Raw genomic sequence first — 19,002 nt, 5'->3', positions numbered from 1 at the left:
ATAGCATCCTAAGGTCTTTTTTTTGTACAATGAAACTTAGGGCATCCTATAAGGGTATCTAAAACTTTATTAAAGCGAGGATCAATGATGAATAATATTGGAGAAGAAGTTTTCCATATCACTACTGAAACACCCGAGCAAACAATGAAGCTTGCTGAGAATCTTGCTCATTATCTTCAAGAGGGAAACTTAATTTTACTTGAAGGAGATCTTGGGGCTGGAAAAACGACTTTCACAAAGGGACTAGCAAAAGGGCTTGGCGTTACTCGCACCGTGAACAGCCCAACGTTTACAATCATTAAAGAGTATCAAGGAGAGAAGCTTCCCTTGTATCATATGGATGTTTATCGACTAGGAGAAAGTATGGAAGACTTAGGGTTTGATGAATATTTTGAAGGCAATGGTGTAACTGTTGTAGAATGGGCTCATTTAATTGAAGATCAGCTTCCTCTTTCGCGTCTAGAGATAGAATTGTATCATAGAGAAGGGGATAAGCGAGAGATTTGTTTAAAAGCTAAGGGATCCCAATATATCGATCTCTGTAAGGAGTTTATAAAAGATGAAAACATTAGCAATTGATACATCAACAGATACGCTTGGAGTAGCTCTTGTTGATGAAGATAAAGTGATTGGTGAAATCATTACAAATGTAAAGAAAAATCATTCTGTACGAGCAATGCCAGCAGTAGAAACACTTTTAAAAGATTGTGGGATGAAACCTAAAGATTTAGAAAGGATTGTAGTAGCAAAAGGACCTGGTTCTTACACAGGCGTGAGAATAGGAGTTACAATTGCAAAAACTCTCTCATGGTCTTTGAATATTCCTCTTGTTGGAGTTTCGAGCCTTGAAGTTCTTGCTGCAAATGGGCGTTTCTTTGATGGCTACATTTCTCCACTTTTTGATGCAAGACGTCAACAAATTTACACAGGCTTATACAAATATGAAGATAAACTTGTGGAAGTAAACGCAGATGTGAACATTTTAAATGAAGCATGGGCAACTCAACTAAAAGAATTAGATCAAAAGATTCTTTTCGTAGGAAACGATGTTCCTCTACATCGTGAGGTTCTTACACATATCCTAGGAGAAAAGGCTTGTTTTAGTGAGATCGTAACCCATAACCCTCGTCCAAGTGAACTTGCTTTAATCGGAATGAACAAACAACCTGAAGAAGCTCATAGTCTTGTGCCAAACTACATTCGTTTAGCAGAGGCTGAAGCAAACTGGTTAGCTTCCCAAAATAAAATGAGCGAACGTTAAATGGACGTACATATTCGCTTAGCTTCTGTAGAAGATGTAAAAGCTCTTCACCAAATTGAGCTACATTCTTTTACTCTTCCATGGAGTGAAGAAGCTCTTCATAATGAATTATCTAAGAATAGGTTTGCTCATTATACGATTATTGAATACGAGGGAGAAATTGTTGGCTATTGTGGAGTGTGGATTATTGTTGATGAAGCACACATAACAAATATCGCAATTTTACCGGAATATAGAGGAAAAGGTCTAGGGGAAAAGCTTCTTCGGGCGGTTATGCAACTTGCACGTCAGTCAGGTGCATTGACAATGACCCTTGAAGTTCGGTTATCAAACGAGCCTGCTCGTTTCTTATATGAGAAGCTAGGTTTTGAACCTGGTGGAGTTCGAAAAAATTATTATGCAGACAATCAAGAGGATGCATTAGTAATGTGGGTGAAACTATGAAAAAAGAATTGATTTTAGCAATTGAAACAAGCTGTGATGAGACGGCTGTAGCCATTATTCAAAATGGAAAAGAAATTATCGCTAACGTTGTGGCATCTCAAATTGAGAGTCATAAAAGATTTGGCGGAGTGGTCCCTGAGGTAGCCTCACGTCATCATGTAGAACAAATGACCATTGTGATAGAAGAAGCTCTTCAACAAGCAAAGCTGACAATGGACGATATCGATGCTGTAGCAGTGACAGAAGGACCTGGACTTGTCGGTGCACTCCTTATTGGAGTGAATGCAGCCAAAGCACTTGCTTTTGCTCATAATAAGCCATTGATTGGTGTCCATCATATTGCAGGACACATTTATGCAAACCGTCTTGTGAAGGAAATGCAATTTCCTCTTCTTGCTCTTGTTGTTTCAGGAGGACATACCGAACTTGTTTATATGGAGGACCATATTACATTTGAAGTAATTGGAGAAACAAGAGATGATGCAGTTGGAGAAGCTTATGATAAGGTTGCGAGAACAATAGGTTTGCCATATCCAGGTGGCCCTCATATTGATCGCCTAGCACATGAAGGAGAGCCAACATTAGATCTTCCGAGAGCGTGGCTTGAAAAAGATTCGTTTGATTTTAGCTTCAGTGGCTTAAAGTCGGCAGTTATCAACACTCTTCACAATGCAAAACAGCGAGGAGAAGAGATTAAACCGGAAGACTTAGCTGCAAGTTTCCAGGAGAGTGTTATTGAGGTGCTTGTAGGGAAGACACTTAAAGCGGCTGAAAAATACAACGTAAAGCAAGTATTATTAGCAGGAGGAGTAGCTGCGAATAGAGGACTTAGAGAAGAACTTCAAAAAACATTTGAGCCTTTTGATAAACAGCTCGAACTCATTATTCCGCCACTTCCTCTTTGTACAGACAATGCGGCAATGATTGGTGCTGCTGCAAGCGAGCTTTACAAAAGTGGAAAAAGAGCTGCAATGGACTTAAATGCAAACCCTGGGTTAATGCTATAATCCTATCCACAGTGTTATCCAGAGTTTGTGAATAGTGTACGGTTTCTTTTTTCATTCTCTGTGAGTTTGTGAATAAAAACTGTGGATAGAATGGTTATCCACAACAAAAAAGCTCGTACAACTGTACGAGCTTTTTTTAGTCTTCAATTTGAAGTTGAAGTTCTTCCCATTCTTCCATAAGAGAGAGAAGCTCTTCATTAAGCTTGTTATTTTCTTCTGTTAAAGCATAAGCTTTTTCATGATCTTCATAAATTTCTGGTTGAAGAAGTAAATTTTCGTTTTCAGCAATTTTTTCTTCTGCTTGTGAGATGGAAGCTTCAATTTCCTCAATACGGCGTTTATATTGACGAAGCTTCTTTTTCGCTTCTTTCTCTTGTTCATATGTTAACCTATCATTTTTTATAGGTGTTTCTACACTTTTTTGATTTTCTAAAGCTTCCATTTCTTTTAGCTCTAGTTCCTCCGCTTTCTTCTCTAAATAATAGTCGTAGTCTCCTAAAAATTCTTGAACGTTAACCCGTGAAAGTTCAAGAACTTTGGTAGCAATACGATTAATAAAATAACGGTCATGGGACACAAATAAAATTGTTCCTGGATAATCCACAAGCGCATTTTCAAGGACTTGTTTACTATCTAAATCAAGGTGGTTTGTTGGCTCATCAAGAATAAGGAAATTGGCTTTTTTCATCATTAGTTTTGCAAGAGCAAGACGGGCTTTTTGGCCTCCACTAAGCGTGTTAACAGGCTTTAATACATCATCCCCGCTAAACAGAAAACTTCCAAGGAGCGTGCGGATTTCTTTTTCAGGTGTTGATGGATAGTTATCCCAAAGCTCATTAATAACGGTTTTGGAAGAAGTTAATGTTGCTTGTTCTTGGTCATAATAACCAACACTGACATTTGAACCAAACATTGTATTTCCATTTAAAAGAGGGAGACGATTGACAATGCTTTTTAAAAGAGTTGATTTTCCAATTCCGTTTGGACCAACAAGAGCCACACTTTCGCCACGTGTAATGCGAATATTTAAGTTATCCACAAGTGGATAACTTTTTTCATATCCAATTGCTCCATCTTTAAGCTGAAATACTTCATTTCCACTTTGTTTATCAATAGAGAAAGAAAATGAAGCCGATTTTTCGTCGCCTGATGGTCTATCTATCTTTTCCATCCGTTGCAGCTGCTTTTGTCTGCTTTGCGCTCTTTTCGTTGTGGAAGCTCTAGCAATATTGCGTTGAACAAAGTCTTGAAGTTTTTCAATTTCGTCCTGCTGTTTCTCGTATTGCTTTATCTCTTGATCATACTGTTCTCTTTTTTGAACGAGATAGGAAGAATAGTTTCCAACATAGCGCTTAATTTGCCGACGTGAAATTTCGTAAACGCGATTGACTACTTTATCAAGAAAATAGCGGTCGTGTGAAACAATTAAAATGGCGCCTGCATATCCTTGTAAAAATTGCTCAAGCCATGAAAGTGTTTCAATATCAAGATGGTTTGTTGGTTCATCAAGTATGAGTAAATCTGGTTTTGTTAACAATAATTTTGCAAGTGAAAGGCGTGTTTTTTGGCCTCCACTAAGCGTTGAGATAGGTATAGAGTGATCTTTAAAGCGAAATCCATGTAAAATAGAACGAGTTTCTGCTTCATACTGATATCCACCTTTATCTTTAAAAGCTGCTTGAAGCATGTCGTACTCTTGAAGGAGCTTTTCATATTTGGTAGAATCGTTTAAAAAGGTAGGATCACCCATTTTTTCTTCTAGTGAACGGATTTTCTTTTCCATTTCTTTTAGCGGTGAGAATACTGTCATCATTTCATCCCAAATGCTCAAGTCTGATTCAAGCATTGTATCCTGGCCCATATAGCCAAGTTCTACATCTTTTGGTTTTATAATTTCCCCACCGTCATAGGAGATTGCACCTGAAATAATTTTAAGCAGAGTGGATTTTCCAGCTCCATTTCGACCAACCAGGCCAATTCGGTCGTTTGATTGTACTTCCATTTTAATATTCGATAAAATAATATCAGCGCCAAAATACTTCGTGATATTATTTAGTTGTAATAAAATCATTTTTTCACCTCAGTTAATCCTTTACAATAAAGGGGGAAGAGCTCAGGCAGCTATTCTAGAGCTTTCCTTAGTTAAATAATTCACATTATGTTGAAAAAAGGCTGCTATAGGTATTCTACCATACCTATAAAGGAGAGTTAAAAAGGAATATTCGTATAGGTAGAAAGTGCAAAGACAGATGACTAAAAATAGTGTATAGTCAAACATAAGGAGGAACTAAAGTGGGGTTTACTCATTTTAACGAACAAGGTCGCGCTAATATGGTCGACATCTCAGAGAAAGCTGAAACAACAAGAGTTGCAACAGCTGCTTCAAGCATTGAAGTAAACAAAGAAACATACGATAAGATTACATCACAAGAAATTGGAAAAGGTGATGTATTAGCTGTTTCTCAAATAGCAGGCATCATGGCGGCCAAAAAAACGTCTGATCTTATTCCAATGTGCCATCCTTTATTTATAAAAGGAGTAAATATTGAATTTAATTGGGCTGAAAAAGAAGGAAAATATCGCTTGCTTATTGAAGCTACTGTAAAGACAAAGGGGAGTACAGGAGTAGAAATGGAAGCGCTAACGGCAGCGTCCGTATGTGCTTTGACCGCTTACGATATGTGCAAAGCCATCGATAAAGGAATGGTTATTGGTCCAACGTATTTGCTTACAAAAACAGGTGGGAAAAGTGGAGATTTTACAAGGGAACAAGGGTTAACAGATTGGGGGGTATAGTGTGAGTACAGAACAATTAAAAATACCGCAGGCAACAGCCAAACGCTTGCCTTTATACTATCGTTTTCTTAAGAATTTACATTCCTCAGGAAAACAGCGAGTATCGTCAGCAGAGCTAAGCGAAGCGGTCAAAGTAGATTCAGCAACAATTCGTCGTGACTTCTCTTATTTTGGAGCTTTAGGAAAAAAGGGATATGGTTATAACGTAAACTATTTACTTACATTTTTTAGAAAAACGCTAGACCAAGATGAATTAACAAAGATTGCGCTAATTGGTGTTGGTAATCTTGGAACAGCATTATTGAACTATAATTTCATTAAAAATAATAATACAAAAATTGAAATGGCTTTTGATGTTGATGAAAGCCGAGTAGGCCAGAAAATTAGTAATGTGCCTATTTATCATCTTAATGATTTAGAAGAAAAGCTAGGTAACGATATAAGCGTTGTTATTTTAACAGTACCTGCAACAGCTGCTCAAGGTATAACAGACAGATTAGAGCATACTAGTGTAAAAGGGATATTAAATTTTACACCAGCGCGCATCAATGTGCCAGATTCAATTCGTATTCATCATATTGATTTAGCTGTTGAGCTTCAAGCGCTCATTTATTTTTTACGCAACTATCCAACAGAGTTAGTCAACTGAGGGAACGTGTAACACATTCCATTTAGAGGAGGTGGGAGAAGATGCTTAGCACGGGAAGTATTATTCTCATTGTCTTTGCAGCTCTCTTAATATTCGGTCCTAAAAAACTGCCTGAGTTAGGAAAGGCAGTTGGAAAAACACTGCGTGAATTTAAGCAAGGTGCACAAGGAATTGCAGATGATGAAGGGAAAGAAAAAGCAAAAGCGGATCATACTGATGTTAAATAATGCAAGGGTGAAGCGATATGAATGAACAAAACATGTCGATTTATGAGCATATTGGAGAGCTTAGGAGAAGAGTTTTAATTGTTGCAGCCGTTTTTTTAGGTGCAACAATAGCAGGCTTTTTTCTTGCCGACAGTCTTATTGTCTATTTACAAAGTGCAGATGAAGTGAAAGACCTTGAGATGAATACATTTCGTCTGACAGATCCAGTGAAGATTTATATGCAGTTTGCCTTTATTATTGGATGTGTTCTTTCTTCACCTGTGATTCTTTATCATGTATGGGCATTTGTAAGTCCTGGATTACTTGAAAAAGAAAGAAAAGTAACATTAAGCTATATACCATTCTCGGTGCTATTGTTCTTAGCGGGGGTATCATTTTCTTATTTTGTTCTCTTTCCATTTGTCGTTAAGTTTATGACAAGCTTAACAGAGCGTTTAGACGTAAATCAAGTGATTGGAATTAATGAGTACTTTGAATTTCTTTTTCAATTTACATTACCATTTGGGATTTTGTTTCAAATGCCTGTTGTTGTCATGTTTCTCACTCGTTTAGGCATTATCACACCAATGACATTAGTGAGCATCCGCAAGTACGCATATTTTGTATTGCTCGTCATCGCAGCGATTATTACACCTCCAGAGCTTTTGTCTCATCTAATGGTGACGTTACCGTTGCTAGTTCTATATGAAATCAGTATTGGAATCTCTTATTTTTCTTACAAAAAGAGTATGAAAGTGCAAGAAGAAGAGGAAAAATTCCATGTACAATAGAATATAAAATAAAGACAGCCTTTCATAGCTAAAGCTTGTGAAAGGCTGTCTTTATCTTCTACTGTTTCTTTTTCATCTTTTTGATACGAAAATGAAGGATAAACGCTCTAATGGCAACCCCAATTTCTAGCGTTGCAAAAATGGTAAATACAATCGTCATAAAGTTAAAGACTGTTTCATGCGCATTTCGAATCGCAAGAAACGTAAAGATAAGTCCTAAAAATCCATACATAATTCCCAAGTTGAGGGGAGTAGTTCTCATAGCTGAAAGCCTCCGAAAATTTGTTGAAGTTTCTCCTGTTGGTCGATGTATTTTTCAATATCGTCTTTAAAAACGTACTGCATCATCACAACGAATGTATTCATTGAAACATGTGCGAAGATGGGAACAAGAATAGACGATGTTTTAACATAGAGAAAAGCAAATGTTAGTCCCATCGACATATAAACGAGAAGGTGTGAAAAATCTTGATGAACAAGAGCAAAGATAAAGGAACTAATAATGGCTGCGATAAAGAAGTTAGATCGCTCGTAAAGCGAACCAAAAATGATTTTACGAAATACTACTTCTTCTAAAATAGGACCTATTATAGAGACAACAGCAATTAGTAACGGAACAACCTCTACTAAGCTCATAATATTCTGGGTATTTTCTGATTCAGGGTTCACGCCAAATACTTTTGTTTCGATATTAGATGCAATTCCTTGCGCTAAAAGTGCCATAAAAACGCCTAGAATTGCCCAAGATATAATTTTAGACCAGTTGTATTTTTTACGCATGTTCATATCTGGTCTTAATAAGAGAAGCGTAATGATTAAAGCAAGGATAAAGCTAATGATTGTCCAATAAATGTTTGCCGTGACAAGCTCAGATCTTGTAGAAAATACATTCATCTTTACGAGGGCATACAAAACTGGATATACAGAAAGCTGCATTAATACGTACGTTAAAATGACATACCAGTAACGTTTAGTCAAGAAATGAAAACCCCTTTATAATATATTTGAAGGTAAAACTTATGTACATTGCAAAACAATTCACCTTAGCTATTGTAACATATGATCGAAATGAGCTAATACTAAACGCAATCAGCGGTTTATCTATTTTACGCTCCACAGTGAACAGAAATACATAGAATATCTTGTCATGTGCGCTTGAAGTCCTCTATAAAAAGAAAACCCTTACTAAAATTTTCGGACTGAGCAAAAGTGTTTTAAATTTTTAATACTTTTTACTTGCAAAAGATACCCAATTTATTTAATATAATAATTGTGTTAGCACTCATAGAGGTTGAGTGCTAATAAATAAAACTTACACATTATTGAGGAGGTTGTTTTACTTGTTAAAGCCATTAGGTGATCGCGTAATAGTTGAACTTGTAGAAGCTGAGGAAAAAACATCAAGTGGTATCGTATTACCAGATACTGCAAAAGAAAAGCCACAGGAAGGTAAAGTGGTAGCTGTTGGTACAGGCCGAGTATTAGAGAGCGGTGAGCGTGTAGCGCTTGAAGTTTCTGAGAGCGATCGTATCATCTTCTCAAAATATGCAGGTACTGAAGTTAAATATGAAGGAACAGAATACTTAATCTTGCGTGAAAGCGACATTTTAGCTGTTATCGGCTAAGCACGTAATTTACTTTTAAATATCATAACGTACAATACATGAATAAATACTAGGAGGTTTTTAACATGGCGAAAGATATTAAATTTAGCGAAGACGCACGTCGCTCAATGCTACGTGGTGTGGATGTTCTTGCAGACGCAGTAAAAGTAACGCTTGGACCAAAAGGACGTAACGTTGTTCTTGAGAAAAAATTTGGTTCTCCACTAATCACAAACGACGGTGTAACAATTGCAAAAGAAATCGAACTTGAAGATGCATTCGAAAACATGGGTGCAAAACTTGTTGCTGAAGTAGCAAGCAAAACAAATGACATTGCTGGGGACGGAACAACTACAGCAACTGTTTTAGCTCAAGCAATGATTCGTGAAGGCCTTAAAAACGTAACATCTGGTGCTAATCCAGTTGGCGTACGTAAAGGGATCGAAAAAGCAGTTGCAACAGCTGTTGCTGAACTTAAAGGCATTTCTAAACAAATTGAAGGCAAAGAGTCTATCGCTCAAGTAGCGGCAATCTCTGCAGCTGACGAAGAAGTTGGTCAACTAATTGCTGAAGCAATGGAGCGTGTTGGTAACGACGGCGTTATCACAATTGAAGAGTCTAAAGGATTCTCAACAGAGCTTGAAGTTGTAGAAGGTATGCAATTTGACCGTGGATATGCTTCTCCATATATGGTAACAGACCAAGATAAAATGGAAGCAGTTCTTGAAGATCCATATCTTTTAATCACAGATAAAAAGATTACAAACATTCAAGAAATTCTTCCAGTACTAGAGCAAGTAGTACAACAAGGTAAACCACTACTATTAATCGCTGAAGATGTTGAAGGGGAAGCTCTTGCAACACTAGTAGTGAACAAACTTCGCGGTACATTCAACGCTGTAGCTGTTAAAGCACCAGGATTTGGCGACCGTCGTAAAGCAATGCTTGAAGACATCGCTACTTTAACTGGCGCAGAAGTTATCACTGAAGATCTTGGTTTAGATCTTAAATCTGCAAACATTACTCAACTAGGCCGCGCGTCTAAAGTTGTTGTAACAAAAGACAACACAACAGTTGTTGAAGGTTCTGGAGATTCTCAACAAATCGCAGCTCGCGTAAGCCAAATCCGTGCTCAATTAGAAGAAACTACTTCTGAATTTGACCGTGAAAAATTACAAGAGCGTCTTGCTAAACTAGCTGGCGGCGTTGCCGTTGTTAAAGTTGGTGCAGCAACTGAAACAGAACTTAAAGAGCGCAAACTTCGCATCGAAGATGCCCTAAACTCTACTCGTGCAGCAGTAGAAGAAGGAATTGTTGCTGGTGGTGGTACAGCTCTAGTTAACGTATATAACAAAGTAGCTGCTCTAAGTGAAGAAGGCGACGTTCAAACAGGTATCAACATCGTTCTTCGTGCGCTAGAAGAGCCAGTACGTCAAATCGCACACAACGCTGGTCTTGAAGGATCAATCATCGTTGAGCGTCTTAAAAAAGAAGACGTTGGCACTGGTTACAATGCAGCAACTGGCGAGTGGGTAAACATGGTTGAAGCTGGTATCGTTGACCCAACAAAAGTAACTCGTTCAGCTCTTCAAAACGCAGCATCTGTAGCAGCTATGTTCTTAACAACTGAAGCTGTTGTAGCTGACAAACCAGAAGAAAACGCTGGCGGCGGAATGCCTGACATGAGCGGTATGGGTGGAATGGGCGGCATGATGTAATTCATGTTTCCTAAATCCCAGTGAAAATGGGATTTCTAGACCCTTATATACTCTTGAATTAACCATCGGGTAACAAAAGGGTAACATTTTCTTAAATAAGGGTCTAAATTAGAGGTTTTCCATTAGTTCTTTGAACTTTTGGGAAGCCTCTTTTTTCATCTCTTTTGTTACATGTAAATAAACATTTTTAGTTGTATCTTCATCTTTGTGTCCTAACCGCTCCATTATTTGTGGAAGGCTTACCCCTGCTTGTGCTAATAAAGAGGTATGAGTATGGCGTAATGAATGCGGGGTAAGTTTAGAATTTAATCCCGCTATTTTTAATAAACGTCTCATACGATTTTCTATTTTTTTAATGTAGAGGGGGTAACCAGGTAAATCCTCATCTATGCTTGCAAAAACAAAATCTTCATTATGGTATATATTGCGGTGTTTTATCATCGTTTGCTTTTGAGCTAATCTATGCTTACTTAATTCATTAATCACAGTCTCATCAATATCAATTATGCGTACTGCTGTTGGTGTTTTAGGTGTTAATAATTTGTATTCTTTTCTGTTGTTAGTTGGATTGTAATATGTTTTTGAAATGCTAATCGTCTGCTCTTCAAAATCAATATCCCGCCATTTTAAGGCACACAGTTCACCTGCCCGTAAACCAGTATAAGCCATCAATAAAAGGAGCGGGTAATCTTGAGCTAACCCCAACTTATTCGCTATATTGAGAAAGTGCTTGAGCTCCTCTTTTTCTAAATAGTTTGGTAAACTTTTTCTACCCTCTAACTCTTCAATGGTGGTTTGATTTTTAGGAACCTGAGTGTATTCTGTTGAATCTTTTTTTAGTATTTCTAATTCTACGGCTTTTTTAAAGATCATTCTGCCAGTTCGATGAGCGCCTTCAATTGTATTCTGAGCATACCCTCTTTTCTTTAAGTCATTTAAGGCATTCTGGTATTGTCTTCTGGTGATGTCTTTTAATTTTAGTTTGGCAAAATAGTCCGCTAGTCGTTTTATTTCATGGTTACGAATGCGTATAGTACTTTCTTTTACCATACCAGTTCCTTCATAAAGAGCTAACCACTCCTTGGCAAACTCCTCAAATGTTACATCACTTTCTTCTACATATAGGCCTTGATTTATTTCGTTTTTAAGCATGGCAACAGCAACTTCCGCCTCCTTTTTAGTTCGGAAGCCGCTTTTTTTCTTTTGCTTTCGTTTTCCAGTTTTGGGATCTTTGCCGATATCGACAATATAAGCCCAACTTGCTCCACATTTACATTTCTTACTATTGCATTTACAACGTGGTCGATATATATGGCTCATAGGTTATCCCTTCCTTCCTTTTCTTCTAAACGTATTCTGTATGCTTCTTGCTTACAAGCCTCATTACAATACTTTTTACGTCCAGATTTTATAAAGGGTAACCGACAGTTCTTATTTTCACAAAGATACACATTTTTAGAATCGTTAATTGTTTGCCATAAATCATAATAAATTGCGGCAAGCAAATACTTAGTATATCTTTTTTCCGTAATCATAAATCCTTTTGTTGGAGGTTTAGAGATAAGGTCACCTACACTTAAATTGATCCCTCCTGATATATGTGACTCCAGAACTTTGGCCAGTGTATATTGGGCAATTTCTAACATAGTCTTTTCTTCAAAATCTTTTGGTAACATGAGAATTGCTTCCCCTTTGGTCCAATGAATAAAATAACGGTCCATTATCTCTCTATCTTCAGTTAGACTACCAAACATTCCTCTATGAATTTTAATCTCAACTATTTCGTTTATTAGCTCATCAGAATTTGTCTTTCTGACGACATGATATAATCTCAAAATTTTTTGAACTTCATTTATATTCCATTTCCATAATTCAATAGGCTCAAAAATACTAAAACCATAATTTGTGAAAATATATGAGGATTGCAAGGTTGCCTTTATTGCTGGAGATTGAGAATTCACCTGTATACTATCTGGCTGTTGAATTCCTAATAACCCATACTTCTTTGAAAATACTTCTATATCTTTGTTGGTTTTTAAACTAGCAAATTTACTCATTATGCCATCATTATTAAAAACAATCTGATGGGAATCGGATTCTAACCCAGCCAATTTTAAAGCAAATGACATTTTCCCCCTTAAAGCTTTATTCCAATTATCAATACTGTTTTTTAGCATTTCTTTGGAGGCAGGCCCTAAATTCTGCTCTTCAACTATTATGTGTTCGGTTTTCGCAAATTCTACAGGGTATAAATTGATTTTTGAACTACGAGATAACGGATAATAGTTATACATTAAATTCCTCCTTTTAAATTAGTTACTATTTGTTACGTTACTTAGCTATAATTAGTTGTTTTAACGTAACAAGATTGAATATAATGATTGTAACACCAACACCAACACCAACACCAATCAATACCGAAGGAGGGTTACTATGAAATATTTTATGAGAAATGACGAAATCAGAAGAGCTAAGGGATTAGTTCCTAATTGGCTTATTGCCGAAAAGTTAGGTATTCATGAAAATTCTTTCTATCGACTCTTACGACAAGAATTACCGAAAGAAAAAAAGGAAGAGATTTTAAAAATAATTGAAGAATTAAAGCAGGATTAGCTTGTTTAAAGGAGGCCTTTCATAATGAGTGAACAAGAACTACCTCAAATATTAACTGCTCAGCATATTGCTAAATATTTAGGGATCTCTCGACGTCGTGTTTATGAGCTTTTACAGATGAGTGAAGACATTGGTGGGATAAGGTGTTTTCAAATTGGTTTATCAAAGAGAGTAGATAAAGAAGACTTTTTTAAGTGGATTGAAAGGAAGAAAGAGAATAGATGATATGAACTTGATTAAAAGGAGGTACTCAATTGATTACATTCAATATATCCCCGAACGGAAAAGCGGCTATAGCGTATGCAAGTAAATTAAACTGGTCAGTCTTTCCGCTTCATACACCAAACGGTAATCTTTGTTCCTGTCATAATCCTAATTGTCAAAGTGCTGGTAAACACCCTCGTACAAAAAATGGTTTAAAAGCAGCATCAACCAATCTCAGTGTTATAGATGAGTGGTGGAAAAAGTGGCCGGATGCCAACATAGCGATAGCCACAGGACAAGCGAGTAAATTTGTTGTTTTAGATGTTGATCCTCGACATGGTGGAGAAGACTCATTGGGACTACTAATAAATCAGTATGGACCACTTCCAAACACGATAGAGGCTATTACAGGGGGAGGAGGTCGTCACATATTATTTAAAAATCCAGGTCAGGTCAAAAGCCGAACTAACATATTACCTGGATTAGATGTTAGGGGTGAAGGGGGGTACATTGCAGTAGCTCCCTCAATTCACATTAGTGGACAAACATATGAATGGGAATTATCCAGTAGACCTCTAGAAGTATCTTTAGCAGAAATGCCTTGTTGGTTACTGCATAGGATAACTGATCCAGTAAAGGATCAACTATCAAAGAAAACGGAAAGTTATTGGCTAGATATTCTGAAAGGGGTTGAAGAAGGAGGTCGAAATATATCCGCAGCCTCTCTTGCCGGATATTTGCTGCGTCATGGTATTGCAGCCCCAGTTGCCTATGAATTAATGGTTTTATGGAATGAAAGGAATAACCCTCCAGAATCTATTGAGGTTATAGAAACTACCTTTAATAGCATTTTAAGGAGTGAATTAAGGCGAATGAAAGGAGGCAGGAAGTATGGGGCTTAATACGGATTTAATGGCTGAATACGATGCACTTAAAGAGCTTAGTAGAAGAGAACATAGCAAACAACAACCGGTTGAATAGCATGAACCTATACCATTTGATGAGCATAAACTGCCTATCTTCCCGGTGGATGTGTTCCCAGCTTGGTTGAGGGAGTATGTAAAAGGAGTGGCGGAATCTACACAAACACCCATTGATGCACCTGGCATGGCAACCATAGCTGTATTATCAACTGCGTTAGCTAAAAAATTTTGTGTCCGGTTAACAGGAGAGTGGAGTGAATCTTTAAATACTTATTCTATATTAGCGCTACCCCCTGGTAATCGGAAAAGCTCAGTCTTTAAAGCATTACAAGAACCAATTACAGCTTTTGAAAAAGAGGAAAGGGAACGCCTAGCTATGAAAATTTCTGAACAAAAAGTAAAGCTGAGAGCCAAACAAAAACGCGTGGATCAGTTAGAAAAGGAATATGCCAAGAATGGAGACAAAAGCACGCTAAATGAAATATACGCTTTAACCAACGAGATGGAAGAAGAAGATATATTATCTATACCTCGTTTTATAACTGAGGACGTAACTCCGGAAAAGTTAGCAGATTTAATGGCCGAGAATAACGAAAAGATGTCCTTATTGTCAGCGGAAGGCGGTGGAATATTTAGTATTATGGCTGGTCGTTATGCATCAGATGGAAAAGCGAATCTTGAAATGTTTCTAAAAGGTTTTAGCGGTGATTATTGTGCAATAGACCGGATAGGGAGGGAGACAAAAGTATTAGAGGAGCCTGCATTAACTATTGGGCTTTTTCTTCAACCGCACGTTGTCTATTCTGTTCCATCTAGTTTTCAAGAGCGTGGATTAATGCCGAGGTTTCTATATTCTTTCCCAAAATCATTGGTTGGATACCGTAAAATTACCCCCCCGTCAATAAACGAAGAAGTAAAAAAACAATATCGTTTAAACATAAAAAAGCTTTTACGTATAGATGTTAACGAGTCGGTTCAACTTACCCTTACTAGTGATGCTATACAAGCAGAAGAAAATTTTAGAACGGAAATTGAAACCATGTTTTTAGAGGGAGGAGAATTGGCTGAGATGAAGGAATGGGGAAGCAAGTTAGCTGGTCAAATTATACGAGTGGCAGGCTTACTACATGTTGCTGAACAAGCCGAAACCTTGCAACTGGATAGTCCAAACCCTAAGGAGATAACAAGGGAGATTAACAAGGATACGTTCATGAAAACGCGAAATCTATCTGGTTATTTCATAGAACACGCCAAAGCCGCTTATGGAAGTATGGGAGCTGATAAAGGGCTACAAGATGCAAAGTATTTGTTGGGAGTAATTAGACGACAGGACAAACCTACAATTGCGTACAGAGATATTCAATTATTAACCAACAAGCGTTTTAGTACTGCTAGTGAATTACAAGACTCATTTCGTGAGTTAGAGGAGCGTGGATTTGTCTACCAAAGAAAAGAAGGAAGAAAGACGTTTTACGATGTGAACCCTTTCATATTATCCCCTAAGAAAAATACCTACATGGCCTACAATTCACAGCAACACCCGGTAGAGAGGGAAAGGGGGGGGAGTTCTCCTCAACCTACACCAATCTACACAACCTACTAGTCATTGATTAAGGAAACAAGTGTAGGTAAGGTAGACCACTGTAGTAAGAAAGGTGGAAACGAACAAAGCGAAGAGTTACAAGAGATTAAAGAAAATGTAGGAAGTGTAGGTGAAAATCGAGAGATAAAAAATCTGGACGGTGAGGATTTAATTATTTAATGAATGCTTTAAAAGTTTTTCAATTAATTGAACAGTTAGGTTTTGGTTTAATAGCTGAAGGTAATGATATCCGGATAAAAAGGGGGGAGGTTCTGCCAGCAGCACTTAGAGACAACGTCATAGAGTATAAGCCGCAAATATTGGCTATGCTCAAAAGGGACAAAAAAGCTAAGGTAAATGGATTGATGATTGGTATTCCAGGTAAACTTTACACTGTCACTTTAAGCAAGATTAGCAGCATTTATATTGAGCAAATAGAAGGTGGATGGGAAGCATGGAGGGAAACCCATTACCCGTGCCAACGTAAACTAATCAGTAGCAAAATTATAGCTAATGGCAATACATTTGATTTTGTTCTTCTAAGAGTAAAACAATACCTTGACTATATTAATAGAAAGAGGAAGCCAACATGATATTTAGCTTATTAAATTTATAGGTGTATGTGTAAAATCTCTTATATGCAAAAAAGGATGTAATGTACTAAACCTTGCTAAAAGATGTACCGTAATAGTAGCCGGATAGGTTGTGTTAAAGCCTTTTTAGGGGGGGGTAAAGAAGTGGTTCCACTGTATAAAAACGAAGTGAGATTAAATAGACCGCAAGACGTTAGGAGGATGTTGTCAAGGGTTATTAACCACTTATTAACTACTGGGGAAATGACTAATGAGAAAGCAAAGGCTATTAACGCTTTATCAAATACAACTCTAAAAAGTATGGAAATGGGAGACTTGCATGAAGAACTAGAGCAACTCAAGGAAGTGGTACAAAGACTGGAAGGGAGGGGCAAATAAGTGAGTGTTAAAGCTAATATAAATGCTTTGAAAAAAATGAACGAAAAAATGTATCCGAAATTAAGTACTGACGAACGTTTTAAAATGGTTCTCAGAACATTTGTTACTGGTGACGAGGTCCAGCGTGAAAAGCTGGTTAAATCATGTCCAAAGGTTACCTATTACGAATCGGAACACGCCTACATTGAAAGAATAGAAGCTTCCAGGGATATTGTTACAGTTTTTATAATACAACTTTTAGAATATGACAAGATAATATCTATTATGAAAATCCTGAAGGGGGTTAATAGTAAAGCACATGGGTTCAATGCTGAAATGAAAATAGTTAATGAGGTCCAGGCTTTTCTATTAGCGTTCGAAACTTTTTGTGAGGAATATGTGGGGATAGATTCGAAGGACATGATTCAGGCTTGGTACGGTTATGATGAAAGATATATTTGTAAAATTAAAAAAATTATGGATTTTTTAAATTGTTATCAATTGGAACTAGATATACTAACAAAGGATATTTGGTTAGAAAAGGTCTTCATTAATGGATGGGAAGAACGATTGGAACCTTATTTAAACCCAAAGATATAGCTATCTCCTGTAACCTTTGGTTGGGAATAGAATGTATCCATGCAATTCCAGATGCTGATTTAAACTATGTTGGAGTTATCGAAGAGGAAATTGATTGTGATTTATGCTGGTGAAGTAAATGGAGACTTTGACTTAAGCAAAACAAAAATCAAGATCAACCCTGAAAAATATAAAGGACGAAATAATCCTCCAATTAAAGGAACTGACTTAAACAACGAAGAACTAAAGTCTTATATTAAACGAGTTTACTACGTACTGCTAATATATAACCACAATTGTAGAATTAAATTACCTAATTTTATAAAGGTGGTTCTAATATATCTTCTTATGGAATTATACAAGAGGAAATAAAATTACGTACAGAAATTAGAAGAAAAATAGATGATAATGATCTTGCTTTTTATAAGTGCTTTTACAGAGTATTCGTTTAGTGTAGCTAAGTTAACACGCCTTATTACTGACAAAGTAAATTATACTTTTGGGAATGACGAAGACTATTCGGATGAAGATGAAGTCAATGATATCGACGAGTATTTTTACAATGATGTCCTACATGCGGACGGGGATTAAGTTTTGTGAATGATGCCGATAATGGTTTCTGTACGGACTTCTCACGGTCATAACTTTCACACAATAACTCTTTCCTTTTACTATATTGAGATTCACTTAACATAAGGAGAAAAACTGTCTCTTCTACGAGAATCAGTTAAAGGAATAGAATTTAAGAGAAACCTATGATTAATAGAGAAATGCGTAGTCTGCATTTAAATAAAAATAGGTTAATGAATGGATGGGATGTTTAGCTCATCCATTCATCGGTTTGACAGCAAAAATAAACAATGGTTGATGGCACCAGTTTTAATCGCTTTTCTCAATGAATTTCTTGTAAATATAACAGAGAAAATTCTCGTTAAATTTTAAAAATAGTAAGAGAGGGGATTATTATAAAAAAGAATAAAGGGAAATTAACTAAATTACTATTTGAAGAATGGCACCCAACATTGAATAATGGGTTAGACCCGGAAAATGTAGCCCCTTTTTCAAATAAATATGCTTGGTGGATTTGCGAAAAAGGACACGAATGGAAAGCAATAATCAGTAGCCGAAGCCAGGGAAGGGGATGTCCATATTGTTCAGGAAGGTATGTAGACAAGAAAGATAGTTTGGCAATTAAAAATAAAAAAATCACAAAAGAGTGGCATCCAACAAAAAATGGTACCAAAACACCCTTTGACTATTTACCAATGAGTAATCATAAGGTTTGGTGGATTTGCAAAAATAATCATGAATGGCGAACTTCAATATACCATCGAAGTTTAGGTTCTAAGTGTCCTTACTGTATTGGAAAGAAGGTAACTCCTGATAACAGTCTTGCCCTTAAAGATTCCCAGCTGTCTTCTTATTGGCATCCTCACTTGAATGGTAAGTTAACACCGTTAGAAGTAACATGTTATTCAAATAAAAAGGTTTGGTGGATTTGTGAAAATAAGCATTCTTGGAGGTCTTCAATAAATAATAGAAAGAGAGGTAGCGGATGCCCGATTTGTAGTAAAAGTAAAAAAGCTTATTAGATTTATAAAGAAGTGTTTATTAATAAGTTATTATTGAATAAAAAATTGAAAAGCGGAAAGGATGATACCATAACATCTACTCG

Annotated in this window: 24 protein-coding genes and 1 pseudogene; 20 read left to right on the top strand and 5 right to left on the bottom strand. The window is 36.8% G+C overall.

The window, feature by feature from the left end; genetic code table 11:
- Positions 1 to 87: 87 nt before the first annotated feature.
- The 4 genes from tsaE to tsaD are packed head-to-tail and all read left to right on the top strand — an operon-like array spanning position 88 to position 2,712.
- Positions 88 to 579: a tRNA (adenosine(37)-N6)-threonylcarbamoyltransferase complex ATPase subunit type 1 TsaE gene (gene tsaE / locus MOC86_RS18360; RefSeq protein WP_268585427.1), complete on the top strand. Its 492-nt coding sequence runs from the start codon at positions 88 to 90 to the stop codon at positions 577 to 579.
- Complete coding sequence (tsaB, locus tag MOC86_RS18355) at positions 560 to 1,261, top strand: tRNA (adenosine(37)-N6)-threonylcarbamoyltransferase complex dimerization subunit type 1 TsaB (RefSeq protein WP_268585426.1); 702 nt, start codon at positions 560 to 562, stop codon at positions 1,259 to 1,261. Before tsaE ends, tsaB begins: the two co-directional genes overlap by 20 nt.
- On the top strand, positions 1,262 to 1,705 hold the full coding sequence (rimI, locus tag MOC86_RS18350) for a ribosomal protein S18-alanine N-acetyltransferase (RefSeq protein ID WP_113751880.1): 444 nt from the start codon (positions 1,262 to 1,264) through the stop codon (positions 1,703 to 1,705).
- A complete protein-coding gene (tsaD, locus tag MOC86_RS18345; RefSeq protein ID WP_326847740.1) occupies positions 1,702 to 2,712 on the top strand; it encodes a tRNA (adenosine(37)-N6)-threonylcarbamoyltransferase complex transferase subunit TsaD in 1,011 nt (336 codons plus the stop codon). The genes rimI and tsaD overlap by 4 nt, the downstream gene beginning before the upstream one ends.
- A gap of 136 nt (positions 2,713 to 2,848) precedes the next feature.
- Here the strand turns inward: tsaD and MOC86_RS18340 are convergent, their stop codons facing one another.
- Positions 2,849 to 4,783, bottom strand: coding sequence for an ABC-F family ATP-binding cassette domain-containing protein (locus tag MOC86_RS18340; RefSeq protein WP_268585424.1), 1,935 nt, complete (start codon positions 4,781 to 4,783; stop codon positions 2,849 to 2,851).
- Positions 4,784 to 5,004: 221 nt separating this feature from the next.
- Here MOC86_RS18340 and moaC point away from each other — a divergent pair, with 221 nt between their 5' ends.
- From moaC to tatC, 4 genes are read left to right on the top strand one after another with little or no spacing between them, the layout of a single operon-like run.
- Positions 5,005 to 5,508 (top strand): cyclic pyranopterin monophosphate synthase MoaC, encoded by a 504-nt coding sequence (gene moaC, locus MOC86_RS18335; RefSeq protein WP_019390676.1) that lies wholly within the window; start codon positions 5,005 to 5,007, stop codon positions 5,506 to 5,508.
- A 1-nt stretch (position 5,509) separates the two neighbouring features.
- Positions 5,510 to 6,157, top strand: coding sequence for a redox-sensing transcriptional repressor Rex (locus MOC86_RS18330; RefSeq protein WP_243515638.1), 648 nt, complete (start codon positions 5,510 to 5,512; stop codon positions 6,155 to 6,157).
- A gap of 41 nt (positions 6,158 to 6,198) precedes the next feature.
- On the top strand, positions 6,199 to 6,384 hold the full coding sequence (locus tag MOC86_RS18325) for a twin-arginine translocase TatA/TatE family subunit (RefSeq protein WP_061803972.1): 186 nt from the start codon (positions 6,199 to 6,201) through the stop codon (positions 6,382 to 6,384).
- A gap of 17 nt (positions 6,385 to 6,401) precedes the next feature.
- Positions 6,402 to 7,154: a twin-arginine translocase subunit TatC gene (tatC, locus tag MOC86_RS18320; RefSeq protein WP_268585422.1), complete on the top strand. Its 753-nt coding sequence runs from the start codon at positions 6,402 to 6,404 to the stop codon at positions 7,152 to 7,154.
- A gap of 58 nt (positions 7,155 to 7,212) precedes the next feature.
- Here the strand turns inward: tatC and MOC86_RS18315 are convergent, their stop codons facing one another.
- Positions 7,213 to 7,416, bottom strand: coding sequence for a YdiK family protein (locus MOC86_RS18315; RefSeq protein WP_243515635.1), 204 nt, complete (start codon positions 7,414 to 7,416; stop codon positions 7,213 to 7,215).
- Positions 7,413 to 8,132 carry a CPBP family intramembrane glutamic endopeptidase gene (locus MOC86_RS18310; RefSeq protein ID WP_243515632.1) on the bottom strand — a complete coding sequence of 240 codons (720 nt, stop codon included), beginning with the start codon at positions 8,130 to 8,132 and terminating at the stop codon, positions 7,413 to 7,415. Before MOC86_RS18310 ends, MOC86_RS18315 begins: the two co-directional genes overlap by 4 nt.
- Before the next feature lie 362 nt (positions 8,133 to 8,494).
- Between MOC86_RS18310 and groES the strand changes: the two genes are divergently transcribed.
- Both groES and groL read left to right on the top strand, forming a co-directional pair.
- Entirely contained in the window at positions 8,495 to 8,779 is a 285-nt protein-coding gene (groES, locus tag MOC86_RS18305) for a co-chaperone GroES (RefSeq protein ID WP_019390669.1), read from the top strand.
- 65 nt (positions 8,780 to 8,844) lie between these two features.
- Positions 8,845 to 10,476: a chaperonin GroEL gene (gene groL, locus MOC86_RS18300; protein ID WP_019390668.1), complete on the top strand. Its 1,632-nt coding sequence runs from the start codon at positions 8,845 to 8,847 to the stop codon at positions 10,474 to 10,476.
- A gap of 108 nt (positions 10,477 to 10,584) precedes the next feature.
- Here the strand turns inward: groL and MOC86_RS18295 are convergent, their stop codons facing one another.
- Both MOC86_RS18295 and MOC86_RS18290 read right to left on the bottom strand, forming a co-directional pair.
- Positions 10,585 to 11,796, bottom strand: a complete 1,212-nt coding sequence (locus tag MOC86_RS18295; protein WP_268585421.1) for a tyrosine-type recombinase/integrase — start codon at positions 11,794 to 11,796, stop codon at positions 10,585 to 10,587.
- Positions 11,793 to 12,770, bottom strand: coding sequence for a hypothetical protein (locus MOC86_RS18290; protein ID WP_268585420.1), 978 nt, complete (start codon positions 12,768 to 12,770; stop codon positions 11,793 to 11,795). Before MOC86_RS18290 ends, MOC86_RS18295 begins: the two co-directional genes overlap by 4 nt.
- Before the next feature lie 139 nt (positions 12,771 to 12,909).
- Here MOC86_RS18290 and MOC86_RS18285 point away from each other — a divergent pair, with 139 nt between their 5' ends.
- The 10 genes and pseudogenes from MOC86_RS18285 to MOC86_RS18245 all read left to right on the top strand — a co-directional run bounded on the left by MOC86_RS18285 (position 12,910) and on the right by MOC86_RS18245 (position 18,919).
- Positions 12,910 to 13,089 (top strand): hypothetical protein, encoded by a 180-nt coding sequence (locus MOC86_RS18285; protein ID WP_268585418.1) that lies wholly within the window; start codon positions 12,910 to 12,912, stop codon positions 13,087 to 13,089.
- 24 nt (positions 13,090 to 13,113) lie between these two features.
- Positions 13,114 to 13,314, top strand: a complete 201-nt coding sequence (locus MOC86_RS18280; RefSeq protein ID WP_268585417.1) for a helix-turn-helix domain-containing protein — start codon at positions 13,114 to 13,116, stop codon at positions 13,312 to 13,314.
- A 29-nt stretch (positions 13,315 to 13,343) separates the two neighbouring features.
- Positions 13,344 to 14,195: a bifunctional DNA primase/polymerase gene (locus MOC86_RS18275; protein WP_268585416.1), complete on the top strand. Its 852-nt coding sequence runs from the start codon at positions 13,344 to 13,346 to the stop codon at positions 14,193 to 14,195.
- Positions 14,196 to 14,361: 166 nt separating this feature from the next.
- A complete protein-coding gene (locus MOC86_RS18270) occupies positions 14,362 to 15,819 on the top strand; it encodes a YfjI family protein (RefSeq protein WP_268585415.1) in 1,458 nt (485 codons plus the stop codon).
- Between the two features lie 158 nt (positions 15,820 to 15,977).
- Positions 15,978 to 16,391 carry a hypothetical protein gene (locus tag MOC86_RS18265; RefSeq protein WP_268585414.1) on the top strand — a complete coding sequence of 138 codons (414 nt, stop codon included), beginning with the start codon at positions 15,978 to 15,980 and terminating at the stop codon, positions 16,389 to 16,391.
- A 144-nt stretch (positions 16,392 to 16,535) separates the two neighbouring features.
- A complete protein-coding gene (locus MOC86_RS18260; RefSeq protein WP_268585413.1) occupies positions 16,536 to 16,769 on the top strand; it encodes a hypothetical protein in 234 nt (77 codons plus the stop codon).
- Positions 16,770 to 17,348: a hypothetical protein gene (locus MOC86_RS18255; RefSeq protein ID WP_268585412.1), complete on the top strand. Its 579-nt coding sequence runs from the start codon at positions 16,770 to 16,772 to the stop codon at positions 17,346 to 17,348. It begins immediately after the preceding gene.
- Between the two features lie 26 nt (positions 17,349 to 17,374).
- Positions 17,375 to 17,699 (top strand): annotated as a pseudogene (locus tag MOC86_RS27390) (hypothetical protein); the annotation flags it as partial.
- A gap of 30 nt (positions 17,700 to 17,729) precedes the next feature.
- Complete coding sequence (locus MOC86_RS18250; protein ID WP_268585411.1) at positions 17,730 to 17,918, top strand: hypothetical protein; 189 nt, start codon at positions 17,730 to 17,732, stop codon at positions 17,916 to 17,918.
- 344 nt (positions 17,919 to 18,262) lie between these two features.
- Positions 18,263 to 18,919, top strand: a complete 657-nt coding sequence (locus MOC86_RS18245; protein WP_326847741.1) for a zinc-ribbon domain-containing protein — start codon at positions 18,263 to 18,265, stop codon at positions 18,917 to 18,919.
- Positions 18,920 to 19,002 lie beyond the last annotated feature (83 nt).

The sequence above is a fragment of the Priestia endophytica genome (assembly GCF_026790145.1).
In the GTDB taxonomy this organism is placed as follows: Bacteria; Bacillota; Bacilli; order Bacillales; family Bacillaceae_H; genus Bacillus_I; species Bacillus_I endophytica_A.
This window is presented reverse-complemented; position numbering and strand designations above follow the sequence as displayed.

Excerpts from the sequence above, each read along its gene's own strand:
- tsaE (WP_268585427.1), top strand. The coding sequence starts at position 88 with ATGAATAATATTGGAGAAGAAGTTTTCCATATCACTACTGAAACACCC.
- tsaB (WP_268585426.1), top strand. The coding sequence starts at position 560 with ATGAAAACATTAGCAATTGATACATCAACAGATACGCTTGGAGTAGCT.
- rimI (WP_113751880.1), top strand. The coding sequence starts at position 1,262 with ATGGACGTACATATTCGCTTAGCTTCTGTAGAAGATGTAAAAGCTCTT.
- tsaD (WP_326847740.1), top strand. The coding sequence starts at position 1,702 with ATGAAAAAAGAATTGATTTTAGCAATTGAAACAAGCTGTGATGAGACG.
- MOC86_RS18340 (WP_268585424.1), bottom strand. The coding sequence starts at position 4,783 with ATGATTTTATTACAACTAAATAATATCACGAAGTATTTTGGCGCTGAT.
- MOC86_RS18325 (WP_061803972.1), top strand. The coding sequence starts at position 6,199 with ATGCTTAGCACGGGAAGTATTATTCTCATTGTCTTTGCAGCTCTCTTA.
- tatC (WP_268585422.1), top strand. The coding sequence starts at position 6,402 with ATGAATGAACAAAACATGTCGATTTATGAGCATATTGGAGAGCTTAGG.
- MOC86_RS18315 (WP_243515635.1), bottom strand. The coding sequence starts at position 7,416 with ATGAGAACTACTCCCCTCAACTTGGGAATTATGTATGGATTTTTAGGA.
- groL (WP_019390668.1), top strand. The coding sequence starts at position 8,845 with ATGGCGAAAGATATTAAATTTAGCGAAGACGCACGTCGCTCAATGCTA.
- MOC86_RS18295 (WP_268585421.1), bottom strand. The coding sequence starts at position 11,796 with ATGAGCCATATATATCGACCACGTTGTAAATGCAATAGTAAGAAATGT.
- MOC86_RS18290 (WP_268585420.1), bottom strand. The coding sequence starts at position 12,770 with ATGTATAACTATTATCCGTTATCTCGTAGTTCAAAAATCAATTTATAC.
- MOC86_RS18285 (WP_268585418.1), top strand. The coding sequence starts at position 12,910 with ATGAAATATTTTATGAGAAATGACGAAATCAGAAGAGCTAAGGGATTA.
- MOC86_RS18280 (WP_268585417.1), top strand. The coding sequence starts at position 13,114 with ATGAGTGAACAAGAACTACCTCAAATATTAACTGCTCAGCATATTGCT.
- MOC86_RS18265 (WP_268585414.1), top strand. The coding sequence starts at position 15,978 with ATGAATGCTTTAAAAGTTTTTCAATTAATTGAACAGTTAGGTTTTGGT.
- MOC86_RS18250 (WP_268585411.1), top strand. The coding sequence starts at position 17,730 with ATGATAATGATCTTGCTTTTTATAAGTGCTTTTACAGAGTATTCGTTT.